Annotated in this window: 15 protein-coding genes; 10 read left to right on the top strand and 5 right to left on the bottom strand. The window is 58.9% G+C overall.

Going from position 1 to position 22,338, the window contains the following annotated elements; all coding sequences use genetic code 11:
* From J2T55_RS05075 to pelG, 9 genes are all read left to right on the top strand, one after another.
* On the top strand, positions 1-316 hold a 316-nt coding region (locus tag J2T55_RS05075; RefSeq protein WP_259054620.1), incomplete at its 5' end, for an IS1595 family transposase.
* A gap of 709 nt (positions 317-1,025) precedes the next feature.
* Positions 1,026-1,976: an NAD-dependent epimerase/dehydratase family protein gene (locus J2T55_RS05070; RefSeq protein WP_259054619.1), complete on the top strand. Its 951-nt coding sequence runs from the start codon at positions 1,026-1,028 to the stop codon at positions 1,974-1,976.
* A gap of 3 nt (positions 1,977-1,979) precedes the next feature.
* Positions 1,980-4,796 (top strand): bifunctional glycoside hydrolase 114/ polysaccharide deacetylase family protein, encoded by a 2,817-nt coding sequence (locus J2T55_RS05065; protein ID WP_259054618.1) that lies wholly within the window; start codon positions 1,980-1,982, stop codon positions 4,794-4,796.
* Entirely contained in the window at positions 4,789-8,409 is a 3,621-nt protein-coding gene (locus J2T55_RS05060; protein WP_259054617.1) for a tetratricopeptide repeat protein, read from the top strand. Before J2T55_RS05065 ends, J2T55_RS05060 begins: the two co-directional genes overlap by 8 nt.
* Before the next feature lie 52 nt (positions 8,410-8,461).
* Complete coding sequence (locus J2T55_RS05055) at positions 8,462-8,977, top strand: hypothetical protein (protein ID WP_259054616.1); 516 nt, start codon at positions 8,462-8,464, stop codon at positions 8,975-8,977.
* A 17-nt stretch (positions 8,978-8,994) separates the two neighbouring features.
* Positions 8,995-10,356: a PelD GGDEF domain-containing protein gene (locus J2T55_RS05050; RefSeq protein WP_259054615.1), complete on the top strand. Its 1,362-nt coding sequence runs from the start codon at positions 8,995-8,997 to the stop codon at positions 10,354-10,356.
* Positions 10,337-11,335 carry a tetratricopeptide repeat protein gene (locus J2T55_RS05045; protein WP_259054614.1) on the top strand — a complete coding sequence of 333 codons (999 nt, stop codon included), beginning with the start codon at positions 10,337-10,339 and terminating at the stop codon, positions 11,333-11,335. Before J2T55_RS05050 ends, J2T55_RS05045 begins: the two co-directional genes overlap by 20 nt.
* On the top strand, positions 11,332-12,912 hold the full coding sequence (gene pelF / locus J2T55_RS05040; RefSeq protein WP_259054613.1) for a GT4 family glycosyltransferase PelF: 1,581 nt from the start codon (positions 11,332-11,334) through the stop codon (positions 12,910-12,912). Before J2T55_RS05045 ends, pelF begins: the two co-directional genes overlap by 4 nt.
* Entirely contained in the window at positions 12,912-14,306 is a 1,395-nt protein-coding gene (gene pelG, locus J2T55_RS05035; protein WP_259054612.1) for an exopolysaccharide Pel transporter PelG, read from the top strand. The genes pelF and pelG overlap by 1 nt, the downstream gene beginning before the upstream one ends.
* 256 nt (positions 14,307-14,562) lie before the next feature.
* On the opposite strand, the gene J2T55_RS05030 is transcribed toward pelG, so the two are convergent.
* The 5 genes from J2T55_RS05030 to J2T55_RS05010 are packed head-to-tail and all read right to left on the bottom strand — an operon-like array spanning position 14,563 to position 21,170.
* The gene (locus J2T55_RS05030) at positions 14,563-16,200 is read right to left on the bottom strand and encodes an ABC transporter ATP-binding protein (RefSeq protein WP_259054611.1); all 1,638 of its coding nucleotides are present in this window, start codon (positions 16,198-16,200) and stop codon (positions 14,563-14,565) included.
* On the bottom strand, positions 16,190-16,621 hold the full coding sequence (locus J2T55_RS05025; RefSeq protein WP_259054610.1) for an acyl-CoA thioesterase: 432 nt from the start codon (positions 16,619-16,621) through the stop codon (positions 16,190-16,192). The genes J2T55_RS05030 and J2T55_RS05025 overlap by 11 nt, the downstream gene beginning before the upstream one ends.
* A gap of 4 nt (positions 16,622-16,625) precedes the next feature.
* On the bottom strand, positions 16,626-18,038 hold the full coding sequence (locus J2T55_RS05020) for an ABC transporter permease (RefSeq protein ID WP_259054609.1): 1,413 nt from the start codon (positions 18,036-18,038) through the stop codon (positions 16,626-16,628).
* A gap of 7 nt (positions 18,039-18,045) precedes the next feature.
* On the bottom strand, positions 18,046-19,023 hold the full coding sequence (locus tag J2T55_RS05015) for an ABC transporter permease (RefSeq protein WP_259054608.1): 978 nt from the start codon (positions 19,021-19,023) through the stop codon (positions 18,046-18,048).
* Positions 19,020-21,170, bottom strand: a complete 2,151-nt coding sequence (locus tag J2T55_RS05010) for an ABC transporter substrate-binding protein (protein ID WP_259054607.1) — start codon at positions 21,168-21,170, stop codon at positions 19,020-19,022. The genes J2T55_RS05015 and J2T55_RS05010 overlap by 4 nt, the downstream gene beginning before the upstream one ends.
* A 356-nt stretch (positions 21,171-21,526) precedes the next feature.
* Here J2T55_RS05010 and J2T55_RS05005 point away from each other — a divergent pair, with 356 nt between their 5' ends.
* Entirely contained in the window at positions 21,527-22,303 is a 777-nt protein-coding gene (locus J2T55_RS05005; RefSeq protein WP_259054606.1) for an enoyl-ACP reductase FabI, read from the top strand.
* Positions 22,304-22,338 lie beyond the last annotated feature (35 nt).

The following is a 22,338-nucleotide window of genomic DNA, read 5'->3' as shown; positions in this document are numbered from 1 at the left end:
GATCCGGGGCCATGCCACCCTCGACAGCGTCATCTATTCGGATGGCTGGCGCGGCTACAATAGCCTGGTGGATGTTGGCTACGGTAAGCATTTACGCGTCGATCATGGCCGTGATGAGTTTGTGCGTGACAAAGCCCACATCAATGGCATTGAGGGCTTCTGGGGCTTTGCCAAGTCGCGGCTGACCCGCTTTCGGCGCATGAAAAAAGCAACGTTCTACTTGCATCTCAAAGAATGTGAGTTCAGGTTTAATCATCGAGGCCAAAACCTTTATCCGGTACTACTGATACTGTGCCGAAAACGGCCGCTTAACTAGTCATGACCCTTAACTAATTAACCAGTGAACCACATCCGTAGGAGGCCCGATCCTGGGCCGAACAGCTGATTGGCCAGCCATTGCCTTCCATTCGCATGTTTTTGTGTAACAGTTTTGATACACCTGCCGGCATCGTTCGAATCTCCTGAGTGCCAGCCATGACGGTTGATCGGCTTTATTTGTGCACGCGTCTGTTACGTACAGTTTGCAGTTTACCGCAGGCAAGATCGGGCCAACCTCACCTGCCAGTGGATATGCCACCTGGGATCCAAACTTAATGCTGTCATATGAGTAAGTCGTGCAGCTGTTTGTTGGTTCTTTTCCCCGCCCCATGACCCCGCATTGATTGGGATTCAGCCAGGCGCACCATGGCCAGCCTGGCCTGCCACGAGTTTTTGGCACATGTATTGCAATATAATTACTGAAACGGCTTCCCTGCTTGCGACAGGAAAATGTTGCCAGCGGTGACAAATCCCGCCGGCAACGGAAACCCCAATATTTATCAAACAATTAGCTAGAAGAACGCAGGTGATGCGGGCCGCCGATTGCGGGGAAAACGATGCAGACATTAGTTTTTTTGTCTTCGCAAAAATGACAAAATGTCGTCTATAGGCGACATATTACCGTCGCAAGACGGTGATTATACAGCCTGTTTATCAGGGACCCTGAGGAGGCACAGGCTTTGTTGAATCGATCAGCCACAAACGGTATGCGGCTAGCCGTACTGGTCACCGGTGGTGCCGGCTTTATCGGCTCGCATACGGTTGACCGGCTTTTAGCCGAAGGTCACAGCGTTCGCGTCATCGACAATCTGTCGTCGGGCGCGCGCGTCAATTTACCGGCCCATCACCCACAGTTCGAATTCATTCATGCCGACGTGAACGACGCTGGGCAACTCCGGTCCGCCATGAGCGGTGTCGACAGCTGTCTGCATCTCGCCGCCCAGATTTCGGTGGAGCGTTCGCTCGCTGACCCGGTCTATTCGGCCGAGCAGAACATCATGGGCAGCATCCAGGTGTTGCAGGCTGCTCGGGACATGGGCTTGTCCCGCGTAGTTTACAGTTCTTCCGCCGCCGTCTACGGCAATCCTGATCGGCTGTCACTCGATGAAATGACGCCGTTGCAGCCGCTCTCACCATACGGGATCGAGAAACAGATCCTCGAACAGTATGCCGGTTTCTATACCCAGACATTCGGTCTGTCGTGCATGGGCCTGCGCTATTTCAATGTCTACGGACCGCGCCAGAACGGTGCCTCGCCCTACAGCGGGGTTATTGCTAAGTTCATTGATGCGCTGCTGACCGGCGAGCCACTGCGCATTTTTGGCGATGGTCTGCAACAGCGTGACTTCATCTACGTGCAGGACGTGGTCGCCGCCAATATGGCGGCGCTGCAGGCAAACTGCCAGGGCGTCTGTAATGTCGCGACCGGCCGGCTCACGAACCTTCTGGATCTGGTGCGGGCCCTGGAAGTGCTAACCGGGCAGAATATCCGCCCCGTATTCAATACCATGCGCCAGGGCGATATCCGCAATTCGCTCGGCCATGTCGGTCGCCTGCGTGAATGGCTGGGCGTCAGTGCCCGCTGGTCTCTACATGAGGGTCTGAAGGAGCTGCTTGCCCACGAGGCGGCGAAGCTGGACCAGGTCTACGAGGCGTAATTCATGACACGCCTATCGCTGGGGCTGGTGTGGCTGGCCGTGCTTGGCTGGCTGACGCAGGGTACTGCCGTTGCCGCGGACGCGGCTGTCTCTGCGGCGTCGCCGAGTGTCGCTTTTTACTACGGCAATTCGTTACCGACCGAGATCCTGAATCAGTACGACTGGGTTGTACTGGAGGCCGCCCACGCGGATGAACGGGATCTGCGCGAGATCCGACGCTACGGTGCGGAGGTTTTCGCCTACGTCAGTGTCGGCGAGGCGGAAGCCTGGCGTCAGGACACCGGTCATTTGCCGGACAGCTTGCGGCTCGGCAAAAACAAGGCCTGGAACAGTGAGGTCATGGATCTCACCCACCCGGCCTGGCGCGAGTATCTGCTGGAAGAACGCGTCCGGCCACTCTGGGAAGCGGGTCATCGCGGGCTGTTTCTGGACACCCTCGACAGCTTCCACCTGTTCCTGGAAAAAGAAGCCGACATTGAGGCCCAGTGGCAGGCACTGACCGGATTCATCAGGACGTTGCGGGAAGAGTTTCCGGACATCCAGCTGATCCTCAACCGCGGTTTCCCGATTCTTGACGAAGTACACGACGACATTCGCGCCGTCGCCGCGGAATCACTGTATCAGCGCTGGGACGCCGAACGGGAAAAATACACTGACGTGCCGGAGGCGGATCGCGACTACCTATTGAACGAGCTGCAGTCGGTTCGTAATGATTACGGCCTGCCGGCCATCAGCATCGATTACTTGCCACCGTCGGAACGTGACAAGGCGCGCACTACCGCCAGGCGCATTGCCGAAAACGGCATTATTCCCTGGGTAAGCACGCCGGCGCTGGATCAGGCCGGCATCGGCCTGATTGAACCGCTGCCGCGCCGGGTACTGGTAATGTACAACGCCGCCGAGCTCGAAAACGGCGATCTCGCCAACAGTAGTGGCCATCTGTACCTCGCCGCGCCGCTGGAATATCTCGGTTACGGCGCGGAATACGTGGACGTCGGCGGTCCGTTGCCGAGCGACACGCTGGCCGGCCGCTACGCCGGTATTGTCTCGTGGTTCAACGAAGAAATTGCCGATGCCGGGCGCTACCGCGAGTGGCTGTTACGGCAGATGGATAACGGAGTACCGGTGGCGCTGTTCGGCGATCCGGGCATCAGTCTAACCGGTGAGTTGGCACAAGCCATGAGCATCGAACCGACGCCACCACTCAAGACCGGTCCTGCCTCAATCGTGCGACATGATGACATGGTCGGTTTCGAGGGCATGCCGGCATCGAACATTGTTGAACCGACCGGCGTCAACATCACCCGCGATGATGTCGAGGCGCATGTCGTCATGCGTGATGCAGCGGGCACCGAATACACGCCCGTGCTGAGCGGCGACTGGGGCGGGCTTGCTTCCTATGGTTGGCTGATAGAACAGGGTATGCCGGGTCAGGAGCGCTGGTTGCTGGATCCCTTCCGGTTCCTGCGCACGGCGCTGCAGTTGCCGGATATGCCCGTGGCCGACGCCACCACTGAAAACGGTTCGCGTTACCTCATCACGCATATCGACGGCGACGGTATGGTAAGCCAGGCGGATTTGCCCGGCACGCCCTACAACGGCCAGGTCATCCTGGACCGCATTCTCGAGCGTTACCGCGTGCCGACGACGGTGTCGATTATCCAGGGCGAAACCGGGCCTGAAGGTCTGTATCCCGAGCAAAGCCAGACCGTCGAGGCGATTGCCCGAAAGATCTTTCAGCTGTCATGGGTCGAGATCGCGACGCACACCTTCAGTCATCCGTTCGAATGGCACAGCCTGGAGCAAGGCGTCGTGTCCGGTGAGGGCCAGACATCGGCCGGATTCAATTACAACCTGCCGATACCGGGTTATCACTATTCGCTGGAAAAGGAAATCGCCGGCTCGACGCAGTACATCAACGAGCAACTGGCGCCGGTAGACAAGAAAACCCGTGTCGTGCTGTGGACCGGCGACGCCCAGCCTTCGGCCGAAGCACTGGCCATCGCCGAACGCGAGGGGCTGCTGAATCTCAACGGCGGTAATACCTCGGCGACCAACGACAATCCCTCACTCACCGCCGTCTCGCCGATGTTGCGGCCACAGGGCGAGTACCTGCAGGTCTATGCGCCGCAGATTAACGAGAACGTTTATACCAATGACATGACTGCGCCATTGTGGGGTTACCGGCGTGTCATCGAAACCTACCAGATCACCAACCAGCCACGCCGGCTGAAACCCATCAACATCTATTACCACTTCTATTCGGCGGGTTCCCCGGCCCTGCTTTCGGCCCTGCATGAGGTATACGGTTACGCGTTGGAACAAGAGATCCTGCCGGTCTATGTCAGTACCTACAGTCGTGCCGCCCAGAACTGGTATCACCTGGGTATCGCCCGGCGCCTGCTGGACGAGAGCTGGCAGATAACCGGCGCCGAGGCGAATCGCACACTGCGGCTGCCCGCATCGCTGGGCTGGCCGGACTTGCAGCGGTCGCAGGGTGTGGCCGGTGTTCGTGATCTGGAGCAGGGCCGTTACGTGGCGCTTACCGGCGAGCCGAGGGTCAGGCTGGTATTGCAGTCGCAGCCAACGGACAAACCGCATCTGGTCCGCGCCAACGGCCGCATCGTGAAGTGGCAGCAAGATGGCAAGCGTATTGAAGTCCGGCTGCAGTCCGAAGTCGTGCCGCTGGAAGTGGAACTCGGCGGTGTCGATGGCTGCCGTGTCGATGCTGACAAGGCCCGGCAACAGCGGCGCGGCGATCACCTGATCCTGGCATATAAAACACCGGATTCCGGATTGATCGAGATGCACTGTGGCTGAACCAACGGCATCCCGTCGGCCGGCCACCCTCATCAACCCACTGGCATTAGTGGGACTTGTTGCCATACTCGCACTGGTGCTCTATGTGCTCTTTCCGCTGCACCACCAGATTATCCGTGAAACACCGGAAAGCGCGGGGTCCGACAGCGTTTCGATCAGTTACAAGGAAAACCTGTTGCGGGCGACGCCGGACGATCCGGAACTGATACTCGGACTGGCGCGGGAATACCGCGCCGCAGCACGTTTCGCCGAGGCACTGGCACTGCTTGAGCGTATCGAGCAGGCTAGCCCCGAGATCGCCTGGCTCAGATTCCGGCTGGCAGTCCAGATTTTCAACAGTGTGCCGGCGGATACGCTCGAACATGATGCCGGGCGCCTGTTGATGGAACGTTATAGCAAGGCCCTGCCGCTGGATGACCTGAGTGCCGAACAGCTCGAAACCCTGGCCGTTGACTGGCTGGCGGTAGAACGGCCGGACCGGGCCGCAGCGATTTACGAGCGCCTGGCAGCGGTCAGCCCGGACCAGCGTTACAGCGCCTGGCAGAAGGCTGCCAGATGGTGGCTAGCGGCCGGTGACAACCGACGCGCCGCCGAAGCCCTGCGCCGGGTGCACGAACAGGCACCCGACCGGGCGGCGGCCGTTGAAGCCGCCGAGCGGAGCCTGACGGTACAACGACAGGTCGACGAATCGGTCGCGCTATCATGGGCGCGCGACTTGCTGGCGCGCTATCCGGATACACTGGTATTGCTGGATAAGGGTATCGAGATCGCCCGTGCCCATAATGCCGTGCCGGAAATGCTGCAGTGGTCGGCGCGTTTTTCAGCGCTGCAGCCGGACAGTCGTGCAGCCCTGGAGCGGCGCATCGAGATAGAACTGGCCACCAATCACCTTGAGCGGGCGGCCGGTAGCCTGCGGCGTCTGCGTGATGCCTACCCGGATGATACCGGTGTGCGCAAACAGCTGGCCCTGGTTGAGGAATGGGTAGGGAACCACCAGCGCGCGCTGACGCAATGGCAGTTTGTGGCGCGTAGCGAGGTAAACCCCGCACACGACCAGGAGGTAATTCGCCTGGCGCGAATGCTCAATGACGATGCCGCCGTACTGGCAGCGCTCGAACGCGGTTATCGCCACTATGGCCTGGATACCGAACAACGCTGGACGATGATCGAGATACTGGATCATATGGGCCGGCCGGAGCAGTCTATCGATTACCTGCAGCGCTGGTCGACCGCCGGACGCATGCCGGAACGTTTCTGGCACAAGCTGGCCTGGCTGCACGAGGCGCGGGGCGAACTCGACGCCGCGTTGAATACCTGGACGCGCTACGCCAGTGAGTATGACCGCGATGTCACCGAGACACTGGCGCGGGCACGCCTGCATGTTCGCCTGTGGCAGCCCAACAAGGCGCAGGCAGTCATGGCGTCGCTAAACGCCACGCCGCCAGCTGACGCTACAGAGTTCTGGCAGCTGTATGGCCAGCTGGCCTGGCAGGCGGCTGATATGGCGCGTGTTCGCGACGCTTACTGGCAACTGCACGAAAACGGCGAGCTGGATGTCACCGGTTATCTGCGGCTGATTCAGACCGCGTTCGCCACGGGTGCCACGCAGGAGGCCATGATCGCCACGCGGACCGGCTGGCAGCGTCACCGGGATCCCGAGATTATCGTCACGGCGCTGACTGCGGCGAGTCAGGCACAACAAACCGAAGCGGTAGCCGAACTGTTTCGACTGGCGGCGAAACATCCGGAGGCACTGGCGGACAACAGCAATTACTGGCAACTCTACGGCGAATATCTTTACAGCCAGGGGCAGCTGGACAAGGCCCATGACGCCTACCGCAAGGCGCTGGCCATTCGTCCGCACGATAGCGGCCTGCAGGCGGCCATGATTTACCTGCTCGCTGACAGTCGGCGTTACGCCGAACTCGAGCAGGCGCTGGAACGCTGGGCCGGGACGGCGCGGCAGAGTGCTGAACTGTGGCCGGCTTACGCGGTGGCTTACACCGCCCTCGAGAAACCGCGCCTGGCGCTGCCGTGGTATCAGCGGGCCGTCAAAGCGAATCCGCAGAACGCAATGCTGCTACTGGACTATGCCGATAGTCTCGAGTGGCTGGGTCGCCACGACAGCGCACTGCGCATGCGTCGCCATGCCGTTGCCCTGCTGCGCCAGCAATTCTGGTCCATGGAGGCGAATGAGACCACGCAGTCGACGCTGATGGCCCGCCTGATACCGGCAACGTCACTGTTTCCGGTGGCGACCCGGCGGGCTTTGCTCGTGCGCATGCTGACCGAACCGGCGGCCGGTGATGGCAGAACTGGAGATACCGCGGCGGCCGATACCGGTCTGCTGTTGACCTGGTACCTGGATCAGGCAATGCCGGCCTACGCCCGCTACTGGCATCAGCGCGCGCAGCTGCAGCGGCTGGACACTGAACTCTGGCAACAGCTGTCGCTGGCTTTGCAGGCCAACGATGAAGCAGCCATCCAGGCAATTCTGGTCGCCGACGCCGAGCGCGGGGCACTCGATGTCAACGACAGGGTCACGGCCCTGCGGCGGCTCGATCATAACGGGTCAGCGCAGCGGCTCGCGCTCGATCATATCGGCGATGACGCGCTGACCCGCGCGAGTCATCGGAACCTGAAGCGTCAGGCCGCCGAACTTTACCGCGAGATGCCGCAGAACACGGGCGTGGAGCTGGAAATGGGCGCGCTGGGCGATCTTGATCTGTTAACTGAGCGCGCCTGGCTAACACGCAGCACTGAATCCTGGACGTTCACGTTCGAGGGCGGGGCCGTGCAGTTCGATGATTCGGCACTGGATGCTGATCTTACCGGCCTCGATCAGCCGGCCTATATCGGCACACAGGTGCAATGGCGACAGCGGCGCGGCCAGACCGGCCTGCGGCTGCGCTACAGCGAGGCCAGTGACGCCGACACGCTCAGCCTGGGGCTCAGTCAGCGCTGGCAGCTGACGCGCCGGCTTGGCATCGACGCGTTTGCCAGCCTGCGTGACGAGGCAATCGAGACCGGCGAATTGCGCGCGCTCGGCACCCGCGATCGATTGGGCATCGGCTTCGACTGGTCGCCGACTGCACGCGACACTCTGAGCATCAATGCGGCTTACAACAGCTACAACACGCGCGAGGACGCAAACCACCTGGGCGACGGTTACCAGCTCGAAGCCGTGGCCTCGCGCGCGCTGATGACGGGCCCCACCTATCAGTTGACCACGCGCGTGCTGGCCACCACACAACAGAATTCACCGGTCGGCTCGCTGCCGGATGACGTGGCGCGGCGATTGCCCGCCGGCAGTGTCGGCGGTGATGTGGTACCGGATGAATACAGTTTCATCGGTGCCGGCATCAGTTTCAGTCGCGGACTGCCCGGTAGCGATTATCCGCTGGTGGCATCACCGCGTTTTCAATTGAATCTGGATGCCGGTTACGTCTCGCCGGATTCGAGTTTCGGTGCCAGCGCCAGCGGCGCTGTGGGCGTCAGCGTAATCGGCAGCGATGAACTGAGCCTGGAGGCCAGTTACAGCCAGAGCGGCACGGCAGCTGCCTCGAGCAGTTACGGCGTCATGCTGAAATATCAGTACTTCTTTGGACGGTGATGTGAACAGTTTCTTATTTAACGTTGTTTCATTTTAGGAAAGGGAGGAAACCATGAAACCTTTCAAGTCAGTTTTATTAATACTGCTGTTACTGGGTGGCTGTGCAGTCAGTGACGTCTACGAGACGCAACCGCTGCAGGCCGATGCACGCTGGGCGCTGTTACCCATGGTGAACTATGCAGAAGCACCCATGGCGGGGCAGCGGGCCGAGTCGATACTGGCGACGCTGCTGCGCAAGCAGGGCATCAACAGTCTGGAGACCTATCCGCAGCGCGATGATGAAGGGCTGCCCGAACTCAACGACGAACGGCGACTGAGCCATGCCATGGAATGGGCCCGGAACAGCGACTTTCAGTATGGCGTCCGTGGCTCGGTCAAGGAATGGCAGTACAAGAGCGGCCTGGATGGCGAACCGGCTGTCGGCCTGACGGTCGAGGTCATCGAAATCGCCAGCGGCCGGGTGGTCTGGAGCGCTTCGGGCGCTGAATCCGGCTGGGGCTTTGACACGCTGGCCGGTACGGCTCAGGAATTGCTGGTAGACCTGATCGCCACGCTGCCACTGCAATGATCAACAGGTAGACAGCTATGGCCACGCGTATAGAAGACACGCAATATCAGCCACCGGCGCTCTGGATCCGTGTGCTTGAAACCCTGTTGCTCACCCTGGCGGTACCTGCACTCGGTTGGTTCATGAAGCCCGACGATCCGTTTTTCCTGGATGAACCTTTCGCCTGGCTGATTGCAGGCCCCCTGCTCGTCGGTCTGCGTTACGGTTTCGCGCTTGCCTTCAGCAGCGCATTGCTGCTGGCACTGCTGGCGCTGTCGGCTGACAACATGGGCATCGGTGGGCTGACTATCTCGCTGCAATACATCGTCGGTCTGATTCTGCTGGCAATGGTAACGGGCGAATTCACGGATGTCTGGCATCGACGATTGAAACAGGTGGAGGTCATCAACCACCAGCAGTCCACGCGCCTGAACGAGTTTGTCAGAAACTACCACCTGCTGCGCACCTCGCACGACCAGCTCGCCGAGCGGATTGCGGCGAATCCGTATAACCTGCGCGATGCCTTGCTGCATCTGAATCAGCGATTCAATCCGGCGGCGGAAGAGCATTCCATGCTGGCATTTTCCGGCGATGAGCTGCTGAGCTTCCTCGCCTGGCATACCAAGATTCAGCAGGCGGCGTTATATTCGGTGGATGAGACAGGCCGGATCGTGACGCCGGCCATAGCGAATATCGGCGGTGAACCGGCCTTCGATGTGACAAATCACCCGATGGTCAGGGAATGTCTCAATAAACGCTGCATGATCAGTCTCAAGGAGGCCCTGATCGAGGAACTGGAACTGAGCGGCTCGGATGTGCTGGCCGCCGTTCCGCTGATTGATGTGAATGAACGCGTCTGGGCCATTGCCGTGGTGACAGATGTGCCATTCATCATGTTCCATCATAACATGCTCGATTTACTGGCCATTCTGGGTGCCAACCTGGGCGATCTGATTCGCGAAGCCAAGAACAAGGCCAGTGTCTGGGCGAGTGACTCGGATGCAGCATTCATTGAACGAATCAAGACATGGTCGCTTTACAAGCGTCGTTACAAACTGGAATCCCTGCTGATGCGTGTGCACGTTCCGAACACGGGAGAAGCTGATATGTCCCGGTCCATTATTGACCTGTTGCTGGGTCAGTTGCGTGGCCTTGACTATCCGGCCGTATTCGATAGTGACAATGGCTATCACAAAACGCTGGCGATTCTGATGCCACTGACAGGCAGCGCCGCCGCCGGGCCTTACGAGAACCGCATTAGCCAGATGCTACGCGAGCAGTTGGGTATCGAGCCCGCTGACTATGGCATCACCTTCCAGCATAAGCTGATAGACGGCAAGCTGGACGCCAAGGCGCTGATTGACGAGATCCGGGATGAAAATGCTGCGCTATATAATTAGCGTCATCCTGCTTCTGGTGGGCGTCGGGCTTGAGTGTCTGGCTCTGGTCGATCTGCTGCATCTGATTGCCGTGGCTAACGCCGTAGCCTGGCAGCCGTTCTGGCTGCATCTGCTGGCCGCATTGCTGGCGACCGCGGCCGGGGCCCGACTCGTGCCGCAGCGGTATCGGCAGGGTAGCGACGCCGGCATGATCTATTTATTCAGCATGGCCTTATTCATTCCGTTGCTGGGCGTGCTAATTATCACCCTGTCATTGTTACCGGGGCTCTGGACGACCCGGGAGCCGTTACCGAAAATCTGGGAAGAGCGCCGAATACCAGACCTGGCGATGCGGACGCTGAATATCCATACCGATACCATGTTCATGCGCGATGGCTTGATGTCCAGTCTCTTAAACATCAAGGATCCCGACTATCGCCAGGAGGTCATCAGTTCCTGTCAGTATCTCAACCGCCGTCAGGCGGTGCCAATTCTACGGGCTGCCATGGCGGATCCTGCCGAAGAAGTCCGGCTACAGGCCTTTGCCATGATCAGCAAATACGAAAAACAGCTCGAAGAACAAGTCAACGATCTGGAAAAAAAGGTCGAACATAATCGGGCGGATGATCGGGCGCAGGAAATGCTGGCGCGGCTTTACTGGGAGTACAATTATCTGGACCTGGCACGTTCGACACTGACCGATTTTTTCATGCACAAGGCCATGTCGCATCTGGAGCAGGCGCTGGCACTGGTGCCGAACTCGGGACGCTGGCTTATGCTCACCCGGATCAGCACCAGCCTGGGCGAGTTTGAAAAAGCCCAGCAGGCGATCGTTGAAGCCGGCAAACTGGGACTTGACCAGGATCATCTTGCGCCTTACCAGGCGGAACTGTCCTTTCGCCGGGGAAACTACAGGGATATTCCCAGTGACCTGGACTCATTGAGTGAACAGGCCCGTAACAATCCAACACTGGCCCCGGTGGTGGCTTACTGGACATGAATCTACCTCGACTCAATCCCGATGATCAGCCTGCTGACGTGACCCTGCTGCTTGAGGGCAGCTATCCACTGATTCGCGGTGGTGTGGCAAGCTGGGTGCATCAGCTAATAACCGGCTTGCCATCGTTGCGCTTCGCCGCCATTTTTGTCGGCGGTGCCGAGGACGAGTACCAGGGATTGCGCTATGAACTGCCGCCGAATCTAGTACATCTTGAACTGCATTATCTGTTGGCAGGCAAGGCCGCGACCAAGCCGGCGCCAAGACAGGGCTGTCCGGCAGCTTTCCAGGCTAACGATGAACTGCATCAGTATTTCAAGTCGCCGACTGAATATAGTGGTGAACACTGCCTGCAAAGCATCGCGTCGCTCCTGGAACAGCCCGGTGGTCTGAGCGAGGAAGATTTTCTCTACAGCCAGCAGGCCTGGGATCAGATCGTTGATTATTATCAGCGTTACTGCACCAATCCTTCCTTCATCGACTATTTCTGGAACGTGCGTAATATTCATGCGCCACTGTTTCTACTGGCGGATATTGCCAAGCATTTGCCGCCAACACGCTGCCTGCATTCCATCTCCACCGGCTATACCGGCTTTATCGGTGCGCTGGCCCGGCAGTTGCACGACATTCCGTTCCTGCTGACCGAGCATGGTATCTATACCAAGGAACGCCGTATCGAGTTAACGGAGGTTGAATGGATCAAGACACCCCAGGCCAACCTGGGTGAACTGCTCCAGCATGAAGTCGATTATGTCCGTCACATGTGGCAGCGATTCTTCGAAGGGCTGGGCAGACTTTGCTACGTGGCCGCCGATTCCGTGACTACACTTTACGAGAATAACCGCCTGCAACAGATTCAGGACGGGGCCTATGCCGAGCGTACCCAGGTGATTCACAACGGCATCGATGTGCAGAAATTCAGTCACCTGCGTGAACGCGATGCCGATGCCAGACCGCCGGTCATCGGTTTTCTCGGCCGTATCACTCCGATCAAGGATCTCAAGACGCTGATCCGCAGCATGCACACGGTCTGCACTCGCATGCCTGAGGCAGAGGTGCTCATAGCCGGTCCCGAGGATGAAGATCCGGAATACGACGAGGAATGCAAGGCGCTGGTCAAGCGGCTTGGGCTTGAAGACAGAATCCATTTTTTGGGCTTTCAGAAGACCGAGGAGATTCTTGGGCGTATCAGTGTGCTGGTGTTGAGTTCGATCAGTGAAGCGCAGCCGCTTGTTGTACTGGAAGCCATGGCGGCCGGCGTCCCCGTGGTAGCCACCGACGTCGGCGCCTGCCGGGAATTGCTATACGGCAGCAACGGATCCAGACATGAACCGCAAGCCGTTGAAACCATGGATCCGCGACCGGACCAGGCCTGCGGCTATATCGTACCGATTGCAAATCCAGAAAGCATGGCCAATGCCGTGCTCAAGCTATTGCGCGACAGCGAGGACTGGCAGCGGGCCCATGATGCCGGCATCCGGCGCGTGGATGCAGAATACACCCAGGAACTGATGTTCGATCGTTACAGGCGGCTGTATGAAGACACCATGCAAGCCGATGCTGACAGGGAGAAAAACTGATGGCCGGTATCGGGTTTGAGCTGCGCAAACTGCTGCGCGAGGAAAGTTATACAGGCCTGCTGCGCGCCTATGGCTACGCCGGACTGATCAGTTCCGGTCCCTGGGTGCTGTCAATTCTGGCGGTCATGGCACTTGGCGTGATGAGTCTGGTCTATGCCGAGCATGCTCTGCAGGTCAACCAGTTCCTGGTATCGGTAACCTACCTGGTGGCTGCTTCCCTGATAATCACCGGCCCGTTCCAAATCCTGTTCACCCGCTTTGTAGCCGATCGCCTGTTTGCCCATGAGCGCCATCGCATCATGCCGAACCTGATCGGGCTGCTGTCGTTCATCAACATACTGGCTGGCGTGATCGGCATTGCCATTATCGGATTTCTGTTTCAGGGCGAGCCGCTGTTGTACCGTCTGGAAATGATGACGGGCTTTGTCCTGCTGTGCAACATCTGGTGTGTCGTGATTTTTGTGGTCGGCATGAAAGCCTATCGCCAGGTTCTATGGGCTTTTGTTTTCGGCTATGGGGCGACGCTGGCTGCCGGTTTGCTGCTCAATGATTATGGTCTACAAGGGTTGCTGGGCGGCTTCGTTATGGGGCAGGGACTGCTGCTATCGATTCTTTTATACCTGGTGCTCCGGGATTATCCTGCAGACCGGTTCATTGCCCTGGATATTCGCCATCGGAATCTGACCCATCGTTCACTGCTGTTCGTGGGATTGTTCTACAATCTGGGTATCTGGGCGGATAAACTGATTTTCTGGTTCAACCCCTATACCTCGGAGCCGGTTATAGGACCATTGCGTTCCTCACCGATTTACGACTTGCCCATCTTTCTGGCTTACCTGTCCATCGTGCCCGGTATGGCGGTATTTCTGATTCGTCTGGAAACCGATTTTGTCGAACGCTATGACGCGTATTATTCCTCGATTCGCGATGGCGGTGCGTTGAATACCATCCAGGAACAACTGGATGCCATGATCGAGGCGGTCCGCCAGGGCATCTACGACATTCTAAAAATACAGGGCATCACGGTCGTCGCGCTGATCCTGCTGGGACCAAGCATCATGGACTGGCTGGGCTTTTCCATGCTGTATCTGCCGCTGTTCAATATCGATCTGGTTGCCGTCGGCATTCAGGTCCTGTTTCTGGGAATTCTGAATGTGCTGTTCTATCTCGACAGGCTGAAAGAGGCACTCGGCCTGTGTTTAGCGTTCTTGCTTGCAAATACGGGCCTGACCCTGCTCAGTCAACAACTGGGACCATTCTATTATGGCTATGGCTATGCGGTGTCGCTTTTGCTGGTGACGTTGCTGGGCTTCATCCTGTTGGATCGGGTATTCAAACAGCTGACTTACGCGACCTTCATGCTGCAGCCGCAGACCATCCGGCATGTTGAGTGAGAGGATGACCGGTATTCAGCCAACGGGTCCCTGGATTGACAACCACCGATAACCAGCCTCTTGTAGGAGCCGACCTCAGTCGGCGAAACATGCGCCAAATGGTTCGCGGATTGCAATCTGCTCCCACAGGAGTCGGGCCTTACCAATCACCGCTCCGTAGGAGGCCCGACCCCGGGCCGAACAGGAAACCGGTTATGGCGTAATATTCGAACCTTTTCTTCGCGGCGGGGTCGCCGCTCCTGCCAATTAACCCTGTTTAGCTCGCCTCCCGTTCCGGCGGCCGTGGTACGGCACTGAGCAGCTTGCGGGTGTATTCGTGTTGCGGCTGTAGCAGCACATCGTCGACCTTGCCCTGCTCGACGACGCGACCCTCGTACATCACGGCCACATAGTGCGCCAGATACTCGACCACGGCGATATTGTGGGTGATGAATAGATAGGCCAGACCCAGTCGCGCCTGCAAATCCTTGAGCAGATCCAGAATCTGCGCCTGCACGGACACATCGAGCGCACTGGTCGGTTCGTCGCAGATGATGAGTTTCGGATCAACGGCCAGTGCTCGCGCGATGCAGATACGCTGGCGCTGGCCGCCAGAGAACTCATGCGGGTAACGATTCTTGTGCTGTGCCTGCAGACCGACCTGCTGCAGCAGCTGTTCGATACGTGCCTGACGCTCGTGGCGATCACCGCCGACGCGCTGCGCCAGCATGCCCTCCTCGATGATGTCCCCCACCAGCATGCGCGGATTCATCGATGCGTAGGGATCCTGGAAAACCACCTGGATATCGGCACGCCGGCGGCGCAGGGCATCACCACGCAGCCGGGTCAGTTCATCACCATCGAACAGCACGGCGCCATCGGTCGGCTTCAACAATTGCAATATGCCCTTGCCCAGCGTGGTCTTGCCGGAGCCGGACTCGCCGACCATAGCCACGGTCTCGCCCGAGTGAATCCTGATGGAGACGCCATCGACAGCACGCACGTGACCGACCACGCGCTTGAATACACCCTTGCGGATCGGAAAATGGACTTTCAGATCGCGTACCTCCAGCAACGGCGCACTTGCAACATCCGGACGGGTATCATTGGCCTCACGCTGGCGCCGCTCGCGACTCGGCAGGGCATCGAACAGTTCGTGCGTATAGGGATGACGCGGTCGGGCGAAGAACGCCTCGCGCGGATTGGACTCGACAATGCAACCGTGGCGCATGACCGCAACGTGATCGGCGACCTGGGCGGCGACACCGATATCATGGGTAATGAACAGGATGCCCATGTGCGTTTCGCGTTGTAACGACTTGAGCAGATCGAGGATACGTGCCTGAATGGTGACATCCAGCGCCGTGGTCGGCTCGTCGGCGATGAGCAGATCCGGACGGCCGGCCAGCGCCATGGCGATCATGATGCGCTGCTTCATGCCACCGGAAAACTGGTGCGGGTAGTCGTCGATGCGGCTGCGGGCCTCGGGAATACCGACCTCGTCCAGCAGTTCCAGTGTGCGCCGACGCTGCGCGCTGCCGTGCAACTGCTGGTGGCGGGCGAGCGTTTCGCCAATCTGCTGGCCCGCCGTCAGCACCGGGTTGAGTGAGCTCTGTGGTTCCTGAAAGATCATCGCGATACGCCCGCCACGGATATCACGCATGCGCCGTTCCGGCAATTTCAACAGATTCTGACCATCGAGTATAACCTCGCCGCCAGCCACCCGGGCGGCCGGTGGTAACAGACGCATGATCGTGTGCGCGGTAATCGACTTGCCGCTGCCGGATTCACCCAGCAGGGCCAGCGTTTCATCGCGGTCGATGCCGAAACTGACATCATCGACGGCGCGGGTGAGATTGTCGTCGTCACCGAAGAAGGTCTGAAGATTGCGAACTTCGAGTAGTTTATGGCTCATCAACGGATTCCTCGGGCACGGTTCGCGGCCGACGTTCATCGTCCAGTGCCACGTAAGTCAGCTCGGCGTCGGCGACATGCAGTACCGCCGCCCCGGGTGCGCCCAGGTGGCGCTGGCTGTAAACGTCGACATGAATGGTCATGGAGGTGCGGCCCACTTCGATGACTTCCGCGTAACAACTAACCAGATCACCGGCCAATACTGCCTCACGGAAATGAAAATTGTTAACCGCCACGGTAGCGACACGTCCGGCGGCGCGCTGGATAGCGATAATTCCGGCGGCAATATCCACCTGCCCCATCAACCAGCCGCCAAAGATAGAACCACCGGTATTACTTTCCTTGGGCATGGCGGCGACCCGCAGCACCGCTTCACGATCACTGGGCAGGTCCTGTTTCATGTTGTTACTGTACGTAGCCATAAGTTCAATTGTTCTGGAGTTTGCGCATGCGCGGATCGAAGGCATCGCGCACCGCATCGGAAAACAGGTTCGCCGGCAGTACCAGACCGAGCATGAATATGAACGCTGCCGCCAGCGACCACCAGACCACCGGGTCGCGTGCCATTTCCAGGCGTGCGCTGTTGATCATATTGCCCCAGCTGTTCATGCTCGGGTCAACGCCGATGTTGATGTAGGACAGCACCGCCTCGGCAAGCACCAGCGCGCTGAAGTCCAGCACCACGGTAATCAATACGATGTGCATGACGTTGGGCAGTATATGCCGTGTCAGAATGGTCATGTGCGAGACCCCAAACGCCTGTGCCGCCTGCACGTATTCGATATCACGCAGTTTCAGCGTTTCTCCGCGCAGCAACCGGCACAGGCTGGTCCAGCTGGTAATGCCGAGGATCAGGCACAGAAACAGCAGGCGCAGGTCGGCACGGTTCTCGGGGGTGCTGAACTGTTCGGGATTATTGCTCATGTAGACCTGCAGCAACAGGATCGCCGCAGCGATCAGCAACACGCCGGGGATCGAAACCAGCGTCGTATAGGTGTACTGCACCACATCATCGACCCAGCCGCGGAAGTAGCCGGCAGCCAGGCCGAGAAAGAGGGCAAACGGCAGCATGATCAGTGTCGTCAACGTACCAATCATGAGACCGGTACGAATGCTCTTCAGGGTCTGGTAGAACACGTCGGCACCGACCTTATCAGTGCCGAATATATGATAGTGCGGCGCCAGCTGCGTCGCCAGACTGATGAACACAATGACCACGGCGCCGGTATAGATGATCACATCCCACGGCACCGGGGTGCGGCGCTTGAAGATATCGGCCAGCCGCCGGCGGAACGGCTGTTGCAGACCCCGACTCTGCCAACCCACCAGCACAGCGACCGCCAGCAGCCAGATAACAAGCGCATATATCAGTCCCATTCCCGCGCGCGTGGCGATATCCGTCAGCCGCTGCGTTTCCGGGTCACTCAAGTGCGCACCGCCGTGTTCGAGTCGCGGATAGATGCGATCCTGGGTACCATCCGGCAGACGCACGGTTTCCTTGGCATAGAGATGCGTGGCAAATGGTGCCGAGTAGGTTTTCTCGACCTTGCTGCGCACCGGGTCCATGATCCAGTCGAAAACGCTGATCACATCCGCGGAATAGCGCGGCTGATCGGCACTGGCATCGTGGTCGCGCGGATGGAAATGAATCGAGTCGAGCAGACCGATGGCCACATAGACCACCAGAATAACGGCCGCTGCCATACCCATGCGACTGCGCGCCACCTGCCGCCAGGGCGCACGCATATGTTCCCGGCGGCGGGCCACCAGCACGAAACTGATGATGGCCAGCACCAGCAGGAATACCAGCATGTCGGTCCACAGCAATACCAGGTTCATCGCGTCCTCAATTCAGCCGCACGCGCGGATCGACCAGGGTGTAGGAAATATCGGTCAACAATAGACCGATGATGTAAAGCACCGACCCCAGGAACACCATTGAACGAACAATGGCGAAATCCTGTTGATTGATGGCATCGATGGTGTAACTGCCAAGGCCGGGAATGCCGAAAAACGACTCGATGATGAGACTGCCCATGAACAGCAGCGGCAGCAGCACGACGATACCGGTCAGGATGGGTATCAGGGCGTTACGCAGTACGTGCCGACCCATGACAACTTTCTCGCTGAGGCCCTTGGCACGTGCAGTACGCACGTATTCCTTGCCCGACTCCTCGAGAAAGATCGTGCGATACCAGCGAGAGCCGGAACCGATGCTGTAAATGATGCTGATCGCCACCGGCAGGATCAGGAACTTGATCGCTTCAAGACCGGTATCGTACCCCGAGATTGGCACCAGGTTGAGCATTTTTCCGATCAGGAACTGGCCGCCGATGATGTAGAAAAGACTCGAGATCGACATAAGAATGACGCACAACACCACCCCCGCGGTGTCGATATAAGTCGCGCGGAAAAAGACCATGGTCAGGGCGAAGGTAATATTCAGCAACAGACCGACCAGCAATGAGGGCACGGCGATCGCCAGGCTGGGCCACATACGCTGACTGATATCGTGGGCAATGTTGCGACCATTATCCGACAGGCCGAAATCGAACACGAACAGCCGTATCGACTTGGTATAGAAGATCGTATCGGTAAATTGCCCCGCACCGTCCTTCTCGGCATTCCAGAACAGTGGTTTGTCATAGCCGAGATTCGCTTTCCACTTCTCGATCGCTTCCTCGGTCACCCGCTTGTCGCCCAGGTGCATGCGCGCCATGTCGTCCGGCGTATTGACCACGAAAAACAGTGCGAAGGTGAGAATATTGACGCCAATCAGGATCGGGATGGCATACAGTAAACGGCGGATAATATAGGCAATCATAGCGCGGCTTCCTTCTCGCGTTTACGATAAACCCGGATCGCCGGCAGTATTGCCAGCACCAGCAGACCGATGACCGTCAACACCGGCCAGACCACGGGCTCATTCCACTCGGCCCGCAGCCGCTCGCGCTGTTGTGCGTCGATGCGCTTGTATTTCAGCGTATTGTTGGCCATCAGGTTGGGTTTGGCATTGCTGTACCACTGGTGATGCAGGGTGTAGGCAACCGGATGGAAACCCCACAGCCAGGGTGCATCGCGACGGGCAATTTCAACCATCTTGTCGATGATGGCCTGGCGCTCGTCGTCGTTGTCCATATTGCGCATCTGCTCGAACAGGCGATCAAACTCGCTGTTATCGTAGTTCGAGGAATTCTCGCCGCCATGGAGTACCTTGCCATTGGGGCCGTAAAGCAGGAACAGAAAGTTTTCCGGGTCCGGGTAGTCGGCATTCCAGCCCCAGAAATACATCTGCGCATTGCCCTTGCGCATTTTCTCGCGGAAACGGTTGTAATCCGTGCTGCGGACCACCAGGCGGATACCGAGCTTGTCGAGCTGCTTGATGTACCAGTTGTGGATTGCCTTGGAATCGGGGCCGCGATCGAGCGTATCAAAGTATAGTGTCAGCGGTTCACCGGATTCCCGATTACGGCCGTTCGGATAACCGGCTTCGGCCAGCAGCTCCCGCGCCTCGCGTATCGACTTGCGTTCCGGTTCGCCCTCTTCCCAGTCATAGACATAGGGATTGATGCCGGCCTTGCCTTCGCGGTGACCGAAAATGCCGGGCGGCAACGGGCCCTGCGCGGCGATGCCGCGCCCGTTCTGGAAGATGCTGATGAATTCCTCGTAGTCGATGGCAATGGAAATCGCCCGGCGCAACAGCCGCGCCTGCTCGCTATCGCCGCCGACCACGGAATCGAGCATGTTGAAACCCAGGTAATAGCTCGAGGTCGTGACTGCCTTGAGCAGGTTGATCCCCTTGCGCTTCATTTGCGGGGTCAGCTCGGCATTGCCCTGGGCATTAAAGTTGACTGCCTGATCGAAGCTGTCGGAACTGATGGCCGAGACGTCATAGTAGCCCTGCAGGAACTTGTTCCACGCCGGAATGCTCTCGTTCTCCAGGCTGTAGACCGCCTTGTCGATGAACGGCATGGTCTTGCCGGCGTCATCCAGTAGACCGGCCTCGCGATCGCCGGGCATGCCCTCGGTCGGGTATTTTTCACCCCAATAATTGGGATTGCGCTCCATCACCATGCGCAGATTGGGATTGTTTTCCGTGAGCATGAACGCGCCCGTGCCGATCGGATACCAGTCGAGCACGATATTGCGCTGATTCATGCCGGTTTGATTGTAGAAGCGTTCGGCTTCCCACGGCATGGGGGCAAAAAACGGCATCGCCAGCCAGTAATTGAACTGCGGGTACTTGCCGTTGACCCGGATCTCGTAGGTATAGCGATCGATGACCTGGACGCCCTCGAGATCGTGATTGCGCAGGTCGATGTAACCGTTCAGGTCCATCGGCGCGCTCTTGAGTTCCTCCTTCAGATCCGGCAGACCGACGATATGCTTGGACATCACGCCGGCAATGGGCGAGTAGCGCCGCGGGTGCACCATGCGCTTGATCTGGTATACGTAATCGGCCGCTGTCAGTTCGCGTGTGCCGTGATGCTCGAAATCGGACAGCTCGCGAATACCTTCAAGCTCCGACTTTTCCAGCGCATGATAGCGATAGTTGCCGTCGGCGTCGCGGGCGAAGGCCGGATGCGGCTGATACTCGATACCCGGTTTGATCGATACCCGGTAAACACTGTAATCCACCGCATCGGCGGGGGCATCCGCCGGCAGGCGCTCGTCATCGGCGTCGAACAGCATGGGCTCCGGCACCGACTCGGCGGTCAGGGTCGTCAGCTCATATGGGCGCTTGAGAAAATGGTACTGCAGTGGCGGTTCGTAGATCTGGCCGATGAACTTGTATTCGTCAGCGCTGTAGGCGGATACCGGGTCAAGGTGCTTCGGCCGCTCACTGAACATGTCGTAGTAGACCGGTTGACCCGATTCCGACGCCGGGTACGGATTATTCCACGGCGCCTGCTCACAGGCCCCGAGCCCGAGCGTGAGCAGCGTCAACAGGATTTTCAGACCGCTAGGCATGGCTGTGGCTGGGCGCTGGCTTCGAGGTTGCGTTATTATTCTTGCGGTTCAGGCTTTGTCGTGGTCAAACATAAGGCTTCAGCCGGTATCGGGCACGGTTTCTGTCAGCGGCTATCGACACCCTCTGATCCAGCACCGTGCGGCCAGCAGCGGTGCCCGACTCATAAATCACTACAAACCCGGTTGCCGCCTGCTCTGACACTGGCATTATAAACACAGGCTTAAAGGTCCAGTCATCCACCTGCTGCATGAAAGTCACGCGGCATGCCACAGCCTGTATACTGGCACCCATAACATAGACACGGCGACGGGCATTTCATTCCCGGGAACCAGCAACACAATCAAGGATAGCGACTATGGCATTACTACAAGGCAAGCGCGCGCTGATCACCGGCGTCGCCAGCAACCGTTCCATCGCCTGGGGCATCGCCCAGGCCATGCGCCGCGAGGGCGCAGAGCTCGCCTTCACCTACCAGAACGAGCGTCTCAAGGAGCGCGTCACGGCACTGGCGGCAGAGCTCGACTCGGACATCGTCCTGCCCCTGGACGTCGCCGACGACGCCCAGATCAATGATGTTTTCACGCACCTCGGCCAGCGCTGGGACGGCCTCGACATCCTGGTCCATGCCATCGCCTTCGCGCCGCGCGATCAGTTACAGGGCGACTATCTGAAAAACATCAACCGCGAGGCCTTCAGCAGCGCTCACGATATCAGCTCGTACAGCTTCGCGGCACTCGGCGCCGCTGCCCGCGACATGATGCAGGGCCGCAATGCCGCATTACTGACGCTGAGCTACCTCGGCGCAATGCGTTCGATCGCCAATTACAACCTCATGGGGGTGGCCAAGGCCAGTCTCGAGGCCAATGTACGCTACATGGCCGCCAGCCTCGGGCCGGAAAACATCCGCGTCAATGCCATCTCGGCCGGCCCCATCCGCACCCTCGCGGCGGCTGGCATCAGCGGTTTCCGCGAGATTCTCGACCACGTCGAACAGGCCGCACCACTGCGCCGCAACGTCACCATCGACGAGGTCGGTAATGTCGGCGCATTCCTGTGCTCCGATCTGGCCAGTGCCATTACTGCCGAGATCACCTACGTCGACTGCGGCTTCAGTACCACGGCGAGCCTCTAGGCCCCGCCGCAACGGCCACCCCACCGGCTTCCTCG

Source organism: Methylohalomonas lacus, from assembly GCF_024808875.1.
In the GTDB taxonomy this organism is placed as follows: domain Bacteria; phylum Pseudomonadota; class Gammaproteobacteria; order Methylohalomonadales; family Methylohalomonadaceae; genus Methylohalomonas; species Methylohalomonas lacus.
This window is presented reverse-complemented; position numbering and strand designations above follow the sequence as displayed.